The organism is Anaerocaecibacter muris, from assembly GCF_943192945.1.
Classification (GTDB): domain Bacteria; phylum Bacillota; class Clostridia; order Christensenellales; family Pumilibacteraceae; genus Anaerocaecibacter; species Anaerocaecibacter muris.
The window spans coordinates 107242-122447 of sequence record NZ_CALPCE010000004.1 but is presented as its reverse complement, the minus strand read 5'-3'; the positions used below and the strand labels follow the sequence as shown (position 1 = coordinate 122447).

Sequence of the window (15206 nt, the reverse complement as noted above, 5' to 3'; positions counted from 1 at the left end):
GCTTGCTTTTTTCGTGTACCAAATCAAATAAGGAGGTGGGGAATTGGCTGTTATTAGAAACCTTGTCATCAAGATAGCGGCGGACATCTCCTCGCTTTCGAAAGGATTATCCAACGCACAAAAATCAATCCAAAAAGTGTCGGCATCGTTTACAAAGGCGGGAACGAAACTGACGGCAAGCATAACCGCACCGCTTGTGGCATTAGGCACGGCGGCGGTCAACGTCTCGCAAAAGTTCGAGCAAAGTATGGCGAATGCTGCATCTGTCGCAGGCGCGACAAGCGAAGAGCTTGCGCGTATGACGGCAATTGCCAGAGAGATGGGAAGCAAGACCGTGTTCTCGGCATCGGATGCGGCGGATGCACTATACTACATGGCGTCGGCAGGTTATAAGGTCGACCAGATGGCTGACTCCATCGAGGCAACGCTGAATCTTGCAAGCGCAACGCAAAGCGATCTCGCATTCACTACGGATACGGTAATAGCAACCCTCAATCAGTTCGGACTTGAAGCGAACCAAGCCGAGCGCGTGACTAACGTTTTCGCATCGGCAATCGGTAATTCGATGGCGAACATGGATAAACTCGCCAATTCGATGGGATACGTCGGGCCTGTGGCAAATAGTCTCGGCTATACCATAGAAGAAACGACGGGCGCATTGGCTGTGTTGTACAACGCAGGCTACGACGGCTCTACGGCAGGTACTGCTCTACGGCAATCACTTGTAGCGTTAATGAATCCGTCCACCGCGGCACTTGACGTGTTCGAAGAATTGGGTATTGCATTTGAAGATGTCAACCCGGCAACGAACGACCTCGCAACAATCATTGACAGGCTCGGTGCGGCGGGTATGGACACCTCGCAAGCCATGAAGGTGTTTGGCGCGAGAGCAGGACCGGGAATGCTTGCGCTTTTGTCGGCAGGCGGTGACGCTGTGAGAGATATGACCGCATCCATAACGGGAACGAATAAAGCGACCGAAATGGCGGACATACAGCTCAACACGCTACAAGGGCAAATGAAAATACTCAAGTCGGAAGTTGAGGAGATCGCAATATCGTTCGGCAACGTGTTGATACCAATAATCCGACAGTTCATACAAAAGTATATCTCACCGCTGACCGCCAAGCTAATGGGGCTGTCGATGGGGACGAAAAAGAATATCGTCACAATCGCGCTCTTAGCGGCGGCAATAGGACCGTTATTGCTCGTAATCGGTAAACTAATCGGTAGCGTGGGAACAATAGCAAAAGTCGGATCGATGCTGTTTAGCAAGGTCGGACTTATTATTGGTATCATCGCCGCCGTTGTCGGTGTGCTGACTTACCTATGGAAGACCAATGAAGGATTCCGAAATGCCGTCGGGAAGATTTGGGAAAAAATCAAGTCGGTAATATTATCGGCGGTAGAGCGCATCAAAGCGTGGTGGGAAAAGAACGGCGAGAAAGTAATAAACGCCGTGGTAAAGGCTTTGCAAACCGTATGGAAAGTGGTAAGCACCGTATTCAAAAAGATATGGAGCATAGCGACCAAAATATGGGGAACAGTCAAAGACATCGTAATCGATGCGGTGAAAGCGATCCAAAGGTTTTGGGAAAAGAACGGAGCTAAGATTTGGGCAACGGTTAAGAAAATATTCACAGCCATTTGGGAATGTATTAAAGCCGCATATGCGAACATAGGGGATGCCCTTGCCAAGTTTTTCAGCTATGTCAAGCCGATATGGGAAAAGCTCAAAACGCTGTTTGCCTCGCTATGGGATACGATTGTACAGCTATACGAAACCTTAAAGCCGATATTCGAACTGCTCGGCGGCGTTATAATGTCGCTGTACGGCGTGGTATCGAGCGTAATCGCGGGAATAATCGATGCGCTTGGATCGTTCCTTGAAGCGGTAATCGATGTGGTAAACGCAATTCTCGACATAATCAAGATCGTTTGTGCGGTGTTGCGCGGCGATTGGTCGGCAGCTTGGCAGTATATGCAAGACTTTGCCGGGAATATATGGTCGGGAATCAAGAACATATTCCTCGGCATTTGGGAATTTATCAAGGGGTTTTGCGAGGGTATAGCCAACTTTTTCGGCAATTGCGGCGAAACAATCACCAGAATTTTCAAGAAAGCGTGGGAAGGTATAAGCGGCTTTTTTACGAACATTTGGAACGGTATAAAGTCGGCTTGCGGATGGATATGGGATACAATAACTAACCTGTTCGGCAAGATCGGCGATTATTTTGCCAACTTATTCAAGGATGCGTTCAATTGGGGCAAGAACCTTATAAGCAACATCGGTGACGGAATCAAGAAAGGTTGGGATTGGGTAGTCGATGGGGTGAAATCGGTAGGTCAATCTATCGCGGATTTTCTCGGATTCGGTTCGCCGACAAAGAAAGGACCGGGGCATACCGCAGACGAGTGGATACCTAACCTTATGGAAATGATGGCGGAGGGTATGTACGCTGACATTCCGCTCATGCAACGTGCGGCAATGCAAGTCGCATCGGTTCTCAATCTCTCGGTATCGCCAAACCAAGCGGTAGTAGGCACTGGTAGTAGTCCCAATGGGGACCTCTTAAACGGCCTACTGCAAGGCATGGCGGCAATGAATGATATGCCGGGCGAGGACGGCAAAGACATAGTATTGCAAATCGACGGACAAACTTTTGCGCGGCTCATAATGCCCAAGCTCACAAAGGAATATAAACGCAACGGCGTAATATTACAGGAGGAATAGCGTGGACTTTTTCAAGATAAACGGTAAGCAGATCAAGCCGCCGAAAGAAATATCCGTATCGCCCGAAGTCTTGGATAAGTCGGAGCGCACGGCAGACGGAACACTTGTAGTTGACATTATCGGCACTAAACGTAAGGTCGATTTGAGTTGGGAATACATGAGCCAAGAAGACATGGCGATACTGCAAGCGGAGATAGGCGGCGGCGCTTTCTCCGAAATAGAGTTTCACGACAATGCCACGGGTGAGCTTGTAGAAATTACGGCTCGCTCCGATGGCTTAACATATATGCCGCATTACGATTGGGTCAAGGCGCGAATGATGTGGAAGAGTGTGACGCTGTCTTTCAAAGAGAGGTAGGTATGGCGTACTCGGATAATCCTCGAAAGATATACGGCAAGGTTGAAGTAATATATGCCGATGAAGAATTGAGTCGGGATATAACGACCGAGGAGAGCGGTAATTCGGAAATAAGTCATCCGACCGAAGTGTATCACTTGCCGAGTGTCCCGACAGTTAAAGCGTGTACTATGGACGGTAACGCCACGATGGACGGCAGTTTTCAAATGATGGATGACAGCGTTCTATGCGGTTGGTGGAGTGGAAAGCTTTCCGACAACAATGGAGTATTCGCGGATAAACCGTACATCGAGCTGAAATTCACGAACCGCCCAATCATTTATTGGAAGGTAATTGGGGATAGTAAGCTCAATCAATATCCCATGGATTTCACCGTTGACTATAAGCGGAACGGTGTGGTTGTTAAGACGGAGAAGATAGAGGGGAATACCGATTTGGAGTGCGTGTTAGAGCCGAGAATCGCGGATATCACATCTGTTCGACTAACAATAGCCAAATGGAGCATTCCGAACGCCTGTGCCAAAATCTTGCGGTTTTACGAGCGTTTGTACGAGATATACGAGGGGAATGCCTTGCAGTCGTTTGAGGTTGGCGAAGAGTTATGTTCCGTAGAGGGGAATTACAATATCAATTCGGACACGATGACAGTCAGCATTTATAACGAAGGCCGCAAGTTTGACAAAGGCTACTTGCGGACGCTAATGCTCCTCGATCGCAAGTTGTTGCCGTTTATCGGCGTCGATAACAATGGCAAAGTAGAGTACACTGCGCTTGGCACATTTTACTCGGACGAATGGTCAATCGAGCAAGACAGTCAGTGGGTCAAGTGCAGCGCAACGGATAGGTTGATGCGCTTACAAGCCAAGATGTATATTGGCTTTCCGCTCACATATTACGCAACGCTGTATGAGATAGCTGAAGATATCTTGCAAAAGACAGGGCATAGCTCCGATGAGTATATCATATCCGATATGCTAAAAGACATCGTGGTGGACTTGGCGTTCTTGCCTAAAATGGCAGCGTGGGATGCGCTACAAGAAATAGCCAATGCCGGGCTGTGCAAGATATTCGTGGATAGACAAAACCGAATATGCATAAACAACGAAGATGACGTAGCGGCGGTCAGTCCGATAGTAATACACCCAGGAAATGCGTTCGGTTACACATCGAATGTATCGCTGACCGAGTTTGCAAACAGCATATCCGTTGAGTACAGCGATGTGTCGGTCTCCGATGACGTAATAGACGTAACGGATACCGAGGTACGGTTGGATGCAGGTCAGTCGGTAGACATGACAATAGATTACACGTCGGAAATATCCGATGCTTCGGCGGTCACGAATAATGCAAGTGTGCGAATAACCAACTTTCAAAGCGGTGTTAACTCTTGCACTTGTACGGTAACCAATACATCGGCTATACAGCAAACAGGAATTATTACGGTGTCGGGCTATGCCATCGAAATAAAGTCGCGTAAGATAACAAAGCGCGACGAGGAAAGCATCGAATACTACGGCGTAGCGGAATATTCGCATCCTGCAAGCGAACTTGTTCAGTCTCACGAACACGCCGAATATATCGCCACGGTACTACTCAAAAAGATGCAGGCAGGTCAAGGCAGTATAACGGCTACGTGGCGCGGAAATCCCGAACTTGAAATAGGACTCGCTTATGACTGTATAGACCGTTTTGGTGAAAAACAACGGCTTTTGTGCGAGTATAGTAAATTCAGTTATGACGGAGGCCTAAAACAAGAAACCCGTGGTAGAAAAATATAGGAGGTTACGATGGCGGAATGGAAAGAACCGAAAACCGATTATACGGCGGAGGCGCAGGTAACGCCGAGCATTTTCAATACGCTCGGTGAAAACGAACGATATTTGAAGGAAAAGAAAATAACGACCGAGCAAGTGCAAGATGCAAGCATTACAAGTACCGAGTATGCTACTCGGACAAATATAAGCGGAACGGAGGTATTAAAGGTGTGCATAGCTAAAATACGAAAATGGTTTGCCGACCTCAAAGCTTTGGCATTTAAGTCCACAGTCGGAACATCCGACATAGACAACTATGCGGTAACGTCGTCGAAGCTCGGCACTAATTCCGTGACAACTGCAAAGATAAATGCAAGCGCGGTAACCGACGCTAAGATATCTTCGGTGTCGGCAAGCAAGGTCACAGGTCTACATAAAGTAGCGACGAGCGGAGATTACAACGACTTAAAAAACAAACCCAATTTGGGCGGCGGTTCGGGAACGGTGGTATTTAGCGGCAATGCAAATTATTTCGATACCGATCTCGGATTTGTCATAAAGGGCGGATACCGATATGCCGTCGAACTCAGTGATGCCGTCGGAGAAGGAATTGCGCTTGGGTCTGGGCGAGATGCATCCTTGCGTGTTCTTATACCCGGCGATTGCTATGCTGCCGACCACATGACAAACATCAATATCATCTGCCTTACTACGGGATACGATGGTACTGCGGTATATCACGGCGGCGGTAGTATTTATACCGAAGGCGATGCAACAATCGACGGCGGCGGTTTAGATGGCGATGCAGGATATATCGAAATCAATGGGCAAAGCTGCCCTGCAATAAAGCGAGTGATAGAACTCGGTAAGGCGTACTGAGAGGAGATAATATGGCTAAATGGAAAATACCGAAGAACGATTATCACGCTGGGAGTCAGGTAACACCCGATATATTTAATACGCTTGCGGAAAACGAACGCTATCTACAAGAGGTAAAGATTATTATTGACCAAGTGCAAGATGCGTTTGTAAACAGCACCGAGGCGCAAGCGAGAGATAATATTGCAGCTATAGAAAGCATAAAAGACGGCTTTGGAAAGGTACGAAAGTGGTTTTCGGACTTGCGTACTCTCGCGTTTAAGAGTACCGTTGCCACGGCGAATATCGACGCATTAGCCGTGACATCTGCAAAAATAGCATCGAGTGCGGTAACGGTTTCGAAGATAGCGGCAAATGCAGTGGAAACGTCGAAAATAAAAGACCTTGCCGTAACGACCGTAAAAATCGCAAACGGAGCTGTGACCGATGTAAAAATAGACTCGGTTTCAGCAAGCAAAGTAACGGGGTTACATAAGGTAGCGACAAGTGGCAGTTACAACGACCTTGCAGATAAGCCGAGCGTTCCCGATTCGGTGTCCGTTGTGGATAACCTTTCTTCGACAAGTCGAACTGCGGCATTGTCCGCATATCAAGGGAAAGTGCTGAATGATAAAATCGCCGACTTGGGTTTTAGAACGGGTAGTATTAGCGGTGTCTCTAATGCTACCCTCATACGGCAAGGCAAACTCGTAATAGGTTATGTGACTGCAAGCAATAAGACATCGAAACTTTTTACTTTGCCCGAAGGCTTTCGACCCAAAACCGAAGTGAGCGGCGTCTATGGTACGCAGTCATACAACTCTGGCACGAGAGTATATGTTGACGTGCGTACCACGGTCACGTTTAAGACCAATGGGGATGTCACATCGTCGAAAAATGGTAACCTAAGCCAAAATCTCTGTTTGGATTCGAGGCGTCATAGGAGGCGAAAATGTCAAGACGAATAATAACGCAAGGCGAGGCATTCAGCATCGCCTTTTTTCATATCAAAATACCCATCGAGGGAGAGAGCGATTGGCGAATCCGCGATTCGGATAAACTGACATTTTCGATAGCACGCCGTAACCGTTCGCCCGACATAGAAAAGACATTTCCCGACGGCATCGAGTGGTCGGGCGATTCGTTTTTCGTGTTTCTAACTGCCGAAGAAACCGCACGGCTCTCGTGCTTGTTGTACCGAATGCAACTGACGATAGATATCGGCGGCAAAGGGAAAGATGTGTACACGCTTGTAGATAAAGAATTGGAGGTGATAGCAAAGTGAGCGAACAAAATTGCAATTGCGAAGATTGCATACACGTCGAAGAATTCAAGGCGATTACGCGATCCTACGAGGGAACGGAAAACGACGTTGCGGAAACGGTGGTGGATAACGATTTGCGAACGGTAGAAGTTAAACTCAAACCACAGCAATACGCGAGCAAATACGCATTTCCTAATCGTGGGGATAAAGCCGTGGTGTATATGGACACGGCGGCAAACAGAGCGTACCGATGGGATGAGATTACGGGAACGTATATTTGCATCGGCGCGGATTACAGTCAAATAAAAATCATTAACGGAGGTAACGCAAATGGCTAACGAAACAACGGAAAGAGTGTTGGAGAGCAGGATACAACTGCGAAACGACACGGCGGCGAATTGGGCGGCGGCAAATCCCGTCCTCTTAAAAGGCGAGATAGGCATCGAACTCGACACGCGAAAGATTAAGGTGGGCGACGGCACGACGGATTGGGAGTCGCTCAAATACTTGTCGGACGACATCGTGCTGTCGGAAACCAATCCGACCGACAGCGATGCGCAGTATGACTTGGGCGAACTGTGGCTCAATCAAGCGGACGGAAAGATATACATTCTCATCGCCAAAACGGATACGGCGGCGGTATGGACGCGCATCGCAACGGCGGATGAACTCGCTGTCGTTGCGGAAGCGGAAACAGCACAAAGGCTTAAAACGCCGCGCAAAATCGAGATAAGCGGGGATGCGGAAGGCTCGGCGGATTTCGACGGTAGCGAAGACGCAAACATCGAAATCGTGCTGAAGAACAGCGGGGCGACCGAAGGCACGTTTACCAAGTTTACGATCAACGAAAAAGGCTTGGTCATTAAGAGCGAATTGCTTACGGCGGAAGACATTCCCGAACTCACGCTTGCCAAGATAACCGATGCAGGCACGGCGGCGGCAAGAAATGTCGGTAGCAAAGCGGGGGATTTGCTCGAACTCGGTGCAGGCGGCAAGATAGACAAAAAGTACCTTCCGCCCATTGCAATAACGGAGCCGTTTGCGGTGTCGAGCGAAGAAGAAATGCTTGCGCTCAACTGTCAAAAGGGCGATGTGGCAATACGTTCTGACGAAAGCAAGTCGTATATTCTCAAAACCGTCCCGGCATCGAAATTAGAGAATTGGCTTGAACTGCAATCGCCCGATTGCAAGATAAACTCGGTCAACGGAAAAATCGGCGCGGTTGTATTGACCACGGCGGACATCGAAGAGAAAGACAATCTATACTTTACCGAAGACCGTGCGAAAGCATCGTTTGCGGACAATTTTGCACAGACAAGTTCGACGGATCTTACCGACGGCGAAACCATTCTCCACGCGACCGACACTATAATTCTCAACGGCGGCAACGCATAAGGCGGCGGCTATGGCGGAAAAAGAAGTACAAGTCAAACTCCGTCTTCGCTCGGACAGTGCGACGAATTGGCTCAAAGCCAATCCCGTACTGCTTGCCGGGGAAATAGGAATCGAGGCGGACACGGGCAAGATGAAGGTGGGCAACGGTCAAGCCAAGTGGCGGGTACTGCCATACCTTATAACGGGGATGAGTCAAGAAGAAATACTCGATTGTTTCTTTCCCGTCGGATCGGTCAAGGTTACATCGATAAACGCCAATCCCGAAAGCAGTGTGGGCGGAGTGTGGGAACGCACGGCGGCGGATGATACCGCTCTTTTTTATTGGGAGAGAAAGGCATAGGAGGCAATATGGTAGCAATCATTATAAGCATTGCATCGAGCATCATCAGCGGTATGGTGCTTTTTTTCTTGCAGCGGTTTTTCAAGAAGAGAGCGAAAAGCGAAGAAGAGCGCGATGCGGCAAAGGCTAAGGAAAACATACTCATACTGAAAAGTATCGATGCGGTCGGAAAACTGACATACGCCAATGCGATAGCAATCCGCGACGGAAAGACCAACGGTGAGATGCACGAAGCGATGGAAAGTTACAACGAAAGCAAGGACGAAATGTACGAATACCTTTTGGAACAAAACGCAAATAAATAGGAGGTAACAATGGAACAATATCTCGAACTCATAAGCGTACCCGTGATTGCGGCGATTGTTTATTGGGTGGTCAATCTCATAAAGTACGCAACAAAGCAAAACGAAAAGTTTAAGCGGTTTATTCCGCTTGTGGCGGCGGCTCTCGGAGCCGTTCTCGGTGTGGTGGCATTTTATGCTGTACCGAGTATCGTCCCGGCGGAAAACGTGTTTGTGGCAATACTCATCGGAATAGCAAGCGGACTCACCGCAACGGGAACAAACCAGATCATCAAGCAGCTTGGCAAAAAGGAGGAAGACTCCGATGGAAAGCAAGGCGATTAAAATAGCATACGCGAATGCCATTGTCGAAAAGATGTGGCTGAAGGGCATAATAAACGATGTCGAAAAAGAAAAGATATGCGGAATAATTCTTTCTAAAATTCTTTCGTGATTTGGCGATGTTTCGCTGGGCTCAAATCGCTTTTTACGGTATTGTTTGTCCTACCCACGATGAATGGGTAGGACAAATTTTTTTACACTACATTCAAGTCCGATAATGCAAAGGTGTAGTTGAACAGGAGGTAATAATGCTTAAAAAGAAAGCCGTTGCATATTGTAGGGTTTCCACAAAAAGCAACGCGCAAATGCACAGCTTGGGATACCAGACCGAGTATTGGAAGAGTCAAATGGCAGAGAGCGAAGAGTATGAGTTTAGCGGAATCTATGCCGATGCAGGAATAGGCGGTCGATGGATGCGTAAACGACCGCAGCTATTAAAGATGTTAGCCGATGCAAAAGACAAGCGGTTCGAAGTGATTTTCACCAAGTCCGTCGCAAGGTTTGCAAGGAATACCGAGGAATTACTCACGATGGTAAGGGAATTACGCGAAGAAGGCGTAAAGGTTATATTCGAGAAAGAACAAATCGATACCTTTAATCCCAATAGTGAGGTGTTTTTAACCATAGCCGCATCGGTTGCCGAGAATGATCTAAAGATTTACTCGGAAAACCAAATGTGGTCGATGCGAGAAAAATTCAAAGAAGGTTATATCAGCGTCGGTGCAGGAATTTTAGGATACAAGATGAACAAAGAAACAAACACCCTCGAAATAGAACCGACCGAAGCCGAGTTAGTAAAGAGAATATTCAAAATGTATATCGGCGGTATGGGGATGATAGCCATAAGTAAGCAACTCCGTAAAGAGGGTGTGAAATTCAAGACAAAGGAAACATGGAGCCGAGGCACATTACAATATATCCTTACAAACGAGAAATATATCGGTGATGCGCTCTCGCAAAAATACCATACTGTAGACGGCGCAAGCATCCGAAACAAGGGCGAGGTAAGGCAATATTATATGCAGCATACGCACGAGCCGATCATATCCGTTGAGGACTTTCAGCTTGTCCAAAAGCTAATGCACGATAGAGCAAGCGAGAATGAGTTCGGCAAGACTCCGCAACACTATGAGTTTACAGGAAAGATAAGATGCGGAGTGTGTGGCGGCGGCTATACTCGTAAGGTGCAAAATCCGAATTTACCATATCGAGTCGAGGTGTGGGTATGCTGTAAAAAGGACACATTCGGGCAAGAGGCCTGCAACACCACGCGAATAAAAGACAAGGTTCTCAAAGAGAAGTTTGTGGAGTGCTATAACGAATTTATAGCACAGCGTGGCAATGATGACGCAACGCTTAAACTGCGGCAACAAAGAGCCGAACTACTTGAACAAGAACGCGAACTGAATGCGCTGAAAATTAACCGCATGATAGAAATCGCCGATTATAATGCGGAATGGAAAGAACTCAAGGTAAAGATTGATGAGATAACGCACGACATCGATATGCGCGAAATACGAGGAATAGACAAATCGGATTATGTCCCAATAACCGAGTTCGAAGCCGACAAGGTGGAGAAATTCTTGGATCATGTCGAAATAGTCCCATACAACATAACATTCGTATTCATCAATGGGGCGCGAATCAGTAGAGAATACACAAACGGTCCATCGGGGAATAGACCTGGGTGGGCGGAACGAAGGCAAGAAAGATTGGCTAAGGAGCAAGAGGTGAAAAATGGCAATAAACGGTAGAATAGTAGTCGAACGTCCAGCCATATATCGTCCGAACATGACTGCGGTGACGGCATTAGAAAATGTGACTTACTATGCGCGTGTTAGTACGGATAGCGATGAACAAGAGGAATCCTACGAACGGCAAAAAGAACACTTCGAGGCGAAGATAAAGTCGAACCCGAAATGGAACTACATAGAGGGCTACGCCGATTGGGGTGCAACGGGAACTCGCGCCGAAACACGCAAGAATTTCATGCGTATGATAGATGATTGTCGAGCAGGAAAAATCAATCGTATCCTATGTAAATCGATATCCCGATTCGGCCGCAATACAGTTGATACATTAAAGTATGTGCGCGAACTCCGCGATCTCGGAATCAGCATATTCTTCGAAACACAGCAAATAGACACGATGACGGCGGGCGGTGACGTGCTTATAACTATTCTCGCGGCGATGGCGGAACAAGAAAGTCGCACGATGTCAACAAACATTAAGTGGTCATTCCAAAAGCGATTCAAAGATGGGCGTGTGCTTATAAACGCAAACACGCTCGGTTATAAGAAGGATGGCGATAACTATGCGATAGTAGAGGAAGAGGCGGAAATAGTTCGAACTATATTCCGAAGCTATATTGCAGGCGATTCCGTAAGGCAAATAGCCGAAATGTTAAATGTCGAAGGGAAACGTACTAAATGCGGATACCCGTGGAAAGCAAATTCCGTACTGAACATCCTTGCTAACGATAAGTACACAGGTAACGCCGTCATGGGGAAATCATTCAAACCCGACGTTTTATCGCCGCGGCGAGTAAAGAACGAAGGGCAAGCACCGAGTTATTATATGCCGAACAGTCACCCTGCAATAATCACCCAGGAGATGTTCGACATGGCGCAAGCGGAAAAGGCAAACCGAAAAGCACTACGTTCGACCGCGAAAACAGGGAAAGGAAAATATAGCCAAAAGTACATCTTAAGCGGTCTTCTGGTGTGCGGACAATGCGGAGGCAAGTTTAGGCGCAACAGCAGAAAGCTTGCAAGTGGTGAGTCCGTTCCGACCTGGGTATGCATCACGCACCAGTTGGATCGAGATAAGTGTGGAATGAAACCGTTGAAAGAGGATGACGTGTACGCAGCATACGAACGCGCAATAGAGCGGCTTATAGGAGATGCAAGCGAAATCATCGAAATCGTAAGGCAATCTACGCAAGAAGGCTTGCAAGTTAATGAAAGCGATGGTATCGAGGAAGTGCGCGAGGCACTTATGCAAGCAAGGAAAGAAGTCCTGGATTTATTCAAAGCACGAAAGGACGGCTACATTTCGTCGAGCGAGTACGAGAAAAAATACGAAGAATACAGCCGAACGATAATAGAGCTCGAAGAGCGCGAAAAGGTAATCAGCGAGCAAAACCTGCAAAATCAGCTTGCGCAACGAAAATTGGATGAGGCATATGAATTACTTGTCAATGCAGGCGAAAACCGTCTGGATAGGGATGTGATGCGTAAGATAGTCGATGTCATAAAAGTTAACGGCAAGCACGAGTTGGAATTCCAATTTAAATGCGGCGTTAACATTATAGAATCCGTGTAGGATCAACAAAAGAAAGCACCTCATAGCTCAATGCTATGGGGTGCTTTTGTCGTTATTGCAGTTGGACGATTTGGTACTTATGAGTGCCGAAAATCTTTTTTACTTGGTATTGCGAGTCGTCTATCCAGTAAGTGATTTTGTCGGACGCAGACTCATTGGTAATAATATTGGTACAGATAAGGTTTTCGGTAGCATCTGTACCGCCATGTGTTTTCGGAAGGATGTGGTGGATATTCCATCCGCAATATATCCGCTGCCCGTTTTCCCGAATGAAATAGTCGGCATCGCCGTAAGCGGATCGACACATAAGATTGCCGTGAAAGTCTTCGGCATACTCCTTATCCCCGAAACTCTCATACCACAACTGCATGGCATTGGTGCGATTGATTTTCACTTGCTTCACCTCCTTTCCAAATCAGAATAGAAAAACCCCACACGTTGCGTGTGTGGGGAAGAAACCGATTTGGAAGTTTTCTACGTTACACGCAACAAAAAATTGGCAAAGGAATAAACCAATGCTATATTTTTTTGTAGGGTGTAACGCAGCGGTACGGGCAACGAAGCTAAGTTGAACCATTTCCGTGGCTTAACGAGAATTTTCAATGACCACGTCAGTACCGATGAGGTTACGAAATGCTGTCATAGGTACGTCGTGCTTTCCTCAATCCCGATTGTCTTCAAACCTATGGGGGAGTCCTCGTCAAACCCTTGTAGGGAGAACCAGCACGGTCTTCTAACTAAAGTACCTATGGCTTACTTATATATTATAACAAAAAAACAGGTGAAAGTCAATAGCTAATATGAAATATTTAGCGAAAAGGAAAATAGACCGACGCTGAAACGTGGCCGCAAGGTTGCAAAAAAAGCGTGGTACGTTGCAACCTTACAAAAGACAAAATACCACCGATAAAGGCACGATTTTATTGGTAAAGCCAATAGAAATCAATATTTCGGTTTGCAAGGTTGCAAGAATACCGAGGGAATACTTTTCGACTATTTAATATACTTCACCATTTGTGTCAGCATTCTTTGTCCATCGATAGAAATGCTTTGCATATCAGCAATAACGCTTCGCATTTCGGGTGTGATTTCATCTTCGGGTGCAAAGAATTCCCACAGCTTAATGCCGAGAATATCGCAGATAGAGCAAATGGTTTGAAGATTGGGCATCGACTTATTAGCGCGAGTTTTATAAAGAGTGGATATATTTATATTCGCCCGACAACTTAACTCGTGTAAAGACATTTTGTGTTCTGCCAGAACAAATTCGAGCCGTTTGAAAAAGTGTTCCGAATCCCAAATCGTCATGTTGCTGTACATAAGAAATACCTCCTTTTCAGTAGTCTGCCAACTTGGGAGTGCAGCCAAATTGATTTGTACAGCATCTGTGAAAATTAACCAAGCGATTTGGCGGTGTTTTGAAAAAATGCATTTTAGATTTTTTTCAAGTTTTTTATCTGAATTTTCAAGAATTCGGTGCGAAAATTAGAATTAAGTATTCGCGGTGCGTTTTATGAAGATGGTATAATAGTTATAGTTGAAAATTGGAGGCTTTATGGACAGCAAAACGCAGCCCTATCCAATTAAATATTACAAAGAAGTCAACGCCAAGGCGGTCGAGTGGCTGTGGTATCCGTACATCGCATACGGCAAAATTACAATAATACAAGGCGATCCCGGCGAGGGAAAGTCTACGGTTGCAATTAATCTGGCGGCGGCAATATCCAACGGTGAACCGATGCCGTTAGAGAACGAAAAGATAGAGCCGCAGGCGGTAGTATATCAAAATAGCGAAGATGGGAAAGAGGACACGATCGTGCCACGCTTAATAGCTTGTGGGGCGAATTTGGACAAGGTTTCTTATATCGATGAGGACGAGGCAACGGTTGAACTCGGCGATGAGCGCTTGGAAAAAGTCATTGAAGAAACAGGGGCGCGAGTGTTAATACTTGATCCGATTCAAGCCTATTGGGGAGCAAATACCGACATGAATCGTGCCGGGGCGATTAGACCTATAATGAACCATTTGGCGCACATAGCCGAACGTAGGCATTGCGCGATTATTATGGTCGGACATATGAATAAGGCTAATGGGAAAGGGCTGTACCGAGGACTTGGCTCGATTGATATAGCGGCCGCCGCAAGAAGTGTTTTGCTTGTTGCGAAATTGAGCAGTCAACCCAATATGCGTGTACTTTCTCATGTGAAAAGCAATCTCGCACCGTTAGGCGATTCAATACTGTTTTCGGTGGATAATAAGTCGGTGGTCTCTTGGATGCGAAGAAGTAAAATAACCGCAGAACAAGTATTGGATGAGTCATATGATGATGAATACAGTAAGACGGACCACGCTATCCTTATTATTAAAAAGAATATGGAGTCGGGCGAGTGTTCCGCAAATCAAATTCTGCAACAATGCGAAATGAACGGAATATCCAAGCGTACAGTCAATGCAGCAAAAGTGCGGTTGAATATAGCATCGGTTAAAAGAAAGGACGGATGGTATTGGGTATTAGATGAAGACAATCAATCGGACGATGCGGAGTAAAGGAGGTA

17 protein-coding genes are annotated in these 15206 nt (G+C 46.7%); 15 read left to right on the top strand and 2 right to left on the bottom strand.

All coding sequences use genetic code 11. From position 1 onward, the window contains the following. Positions 1–43: 43 nt before the first annotated feature. From NFR57_RS04875 to NFR57_RS04815, 14 genes are all read left to right on the top strand, one after another. Complete coding sequence (locus tag NFR57_RS04875) at positions 44–2734, top strand: phage tail tape measure protein (protein ID WP_251182715.1); 2691 nt, start codon at positions 44–46, stop codon at positions 2732–2734. A gap of 1 nt (position 2735) precedes the next feature. After that, the gene (locus NFR57_RS04870) at positions 2736–3092 is read left to right on the top strand and encodes a hypothetical protein (RefSeq protein WP_251182714.1); all 357 of its coding nucleotides are present in this window, start codon (positions 2736–2738) and stop codon (positions 3090–3092) included. A gap of 2 nt (positions 3093–3094) precedes the next feature. Then, positions 3095–4870, top strand: coding sequence for a hypothetical protein (locus tag NFR57_RS04865; RefSeq protein WP_251182713.1), 1776 nt, complete (start codon positions 3095–3097; stop codon positions 4868–4870). Positions 4871–4879: 9 nt separating this feature from the next. Next, positions 4880–5725 carry a hypothetical protein gene (locus tag NFR57_RS04860; RefSeq protein ID WP_251182712.1) on the top strand — a complete coding sequence of 282 codons (846 nt, stop codon included), beginning with the start codon at positions 4880–4882 and terminating at the stop codon, positions 5723–5725. Between the two features lie 11 nt (positions 5726–5736). Continuing rightward, positions 5737–6672 (top strand): hypothetical protein, encoded by a 936-nt coding sequence (locus NFR57_RS04855; protein WP_251182711.1) that lies wholly within the window; start codon positions 5737–5739, stop codon positions 6670–6672. Next, on the top strand, positions 6657–6989 hold the full coding sequence (locus NFR57_RS04850) for a hypothetical protein (RefSeq protein ID WP_251182710.1): 333 nt from the start codon (positions 6657–6659) through the stop codon (positions 6987–6989). The genes NFR57_RS04855 and NFR57_RS04850 overlap by 16 nt, the downstream gene beginning before the upstream one ends. Beyond that, positions 6986–7306: a hypothetical protein gene (locus NFR57_RS04845; RefSeq protein ID WP_251182709.1), complete on the top strand. Its 321-nt coding sequence runs from the start codon at positions 6986–6988 to the stop codon at positions 7304–7306. The genes NFR57_RS04850 and NFR57_RS04845 overlap by 4 nt, the downstream gene beginning before the upstream one ends. Then, positions 7299–8363, top strand: a complete 1065-nt coding sequence (locus NFR57_RS04840) for a hyaluronate lyase N-terminal domain-containing protein (RefSeq protein WP_251182708.1) — start codon at positions 7299–7301, stop codon at positions 8361–8363. Before NFR57_RS04845 ends, NFR57_RS04840 begins: the two co-directional genes overlap by 8 nt. Before the next feature lie 10 nt (positions 8364–8373). Next, positions 8374–8703 carry a hyaluronate lyase N-terminal domain-containing protein gene (locus tag NFR57_RS04835; protein WP_251182707.1) on the top strand — a complete coding sequence of 110 codons (330 nt, stop codon included), beginning with the start codon at positions 8374–8376 and terminating at the stop codon, positions 8701–8703. A gap of 8 nt (positions 8704–8711) precedes the next feature. Then, positions 8712–9008, top strand: coding sequence for a hypothetical protein (locus NFR57_RS04830; RefSeq protein WP_251182706.1), 297 nt, complete (start codon positions 8712–8714; stop codon positions 9006–9008). Between the two features lie 9 nt (positions 9009–9017). Continuing rightward, positions 9018–9329, top strand: a complete 312-nt coding sequence (locus NFR57_RS04825) for a phage holin family protein (RefSeq protein WP_251182705.1) — start codon at positions 9018–9020, stop codon at positions 9327–9329. After that, positions 9310–9438, top strand: coding sequence for a hypothetical protein (locus tag NFR57_RS08720; protein WP_275557178.1), 129 nt, complete (start codon positions 9310–9312; stop codon positions 9436–9438). The genes NFR57_RS04825 and NFR57_RS08720 overlap by 20 nt, the downstream gene beginning before the upstream one ends. A gap of 136 nt (positions 9439–9574) precedes the next feature. Beyond that, positions 9575–11080, top strand: coding sequence for a recombinase family protein (locus NFR57_RS04820; RefSeq protein ID WP_251182704.1), 1506 nt, complete (start codon positions 9575–9577; stop codon positions 11078–11080). Continuing rightward, positions 11064–12650, top strand: coding sequence for a recombinase family protein (locus NFR57_RS04815; RefSeq protein WP_251182703.1), 1587 nt, complete (start codon positions 11064–11066; stop codon positions 12648–12650). Before NFR57_RS04820 ends, NFR57_RS04815 begins: the two co-directional genes overlap by 17 nt. 52 nt (positions 12651–12702) lie before the next feature. Here the strand turns inward: NFR57_RS04815 and NFR57_RS04810 are convergent, their stop codons facing one another. Together NFR57_RS04810 and NFR57_RS04805 are read right to left on the bottom strand one after the other, a co-directional pair. Next, a complete protein-coding gene (locus NFR57_RS04810; protein ID WP_251182702.1) occupies positions 12703–13044 on the bottom strand; it encodes an HNH endonuclease in 342 nt (113 codons plus the stop codon). 599 nt (positions 13045–13643) lie between these two features. Next, entirely contained in the window at positions 13644–13970 is a 327-nt protein-coding gene (locus NFR57_RS04805; RefSeq protein WP_251182701.1) for a helix-turn-helix domain-containing protein, read from the bottom strand. Positions 13971–14205: 235 nt separating this feature from the next. Here NFR57_RS04805 and NFR57_RS04800 point away from each other — a divergent pair, with 235 nt between their 5' ends. Next, positions 14206–15198, top strand: coding sequence for an AAA family ATPase (locus NFR57_RS04800; RefSeq protein ID WP_251182700.1), 993 nt, complete (start codon positions 14206–14208; stop codon positions 15196–15198). Positions 15199–15206: the final 8 nt, after the last annotated feature.

Excerpts from the sequence above, each read along its gene's own strand:
- NFR57_RS04865 (WP_251182713.1), top strand. The coding sequence starts at position 3,095 with ATGGCGTACTCGGATAATCCTCGAAAGATATACGGCAAGGTTGAAGTA.
- NFR57_RS04860 (WP_251182712.1), top strand. The coding sequence starts at position 4,880 with ATGGCGGAATGGAAAGAACCGAAAACCGATTATACGGCGGAGGCGCAG.
- NFR57_RS04855 (WP_251182711.1), top strand. The coding sequence starts at position 5,737 with ATGGCTAAATGGAAAATACCGAAGAACGATTATCACGCTGGGAGTCAG.
- NFR57_RS04850 (WP_251182710.1), top strand. The coding sequence starts at position 6,657 with ATGTCAAGACGAATAATAACGCAAGGCGAGGCATTCAGCATCGCCTTT.
- NFR57_RS04840 (WP_251182708.1), top strand. The coding sequence starts at position 7,299 with ATGGCTAACGAAACAACGGAAAGAGTGTTGGAGAGCAGGATACAACTG.
- NFR57_RS04835 (WP_251182707.1), top strand. The coding sequence starts at position 8,374 with ATGGCGGAAAAAGAAGTACAAGTCAAACTCCGTCTTCGCTCGGACAGT.
- NFR57_RS04830 (WP_251182706.1), top strand. The coding sequence starts at position 8,712 with ATGGTAGCAATCATTATAAGCATTGCATCGAGCATCATCAGCGGTATG.
- NFR57_RS04825 (WP_251182705.1), top strand. The coding sequence starts at position 9,018 with ATGGAACAATATCTCGAACTCATAAGCGTACCCGTGATTGCGGCGATT.
- NFR57_RS08720 (WP_275557178.1), top strand. The coding sequence starts at position 9,310 with ATGGAAAGCAAGGCGATTAAAATAGCATACGCGAATGCCATTGTCGAA.
- NFR57_RS04820 (WP_251182704.1), top strand. The coding sequence starts at position 9,575 with ATGCTTAAAAAGAAAGCCGTTGCATATTGTAGGGTTTCCACAAAAAGC.
- NFR57_RS04815 (WP_251182703.1), top strand. The coding sequence starts at position 11,064 with ATGGCAATAAACGGTAGAATAGTAGTCGAACGTCCAGCCATATATCGT.
- NFR57_RS04805 (WP_251182701.1), bottom strand. The coding sequence starts at position 13,970 with ATGTACAGCAACATGACGATTTGGGATTCGGAACACTTTTTCAAACGG.
- NFR57_RS04800 (WP_251182700.1), top strand. The coding sequence starts at position 14,206 with ATGGACAGCAAAACGCAGCCCTATCCAATTAAATATTACAAAGAAGTC.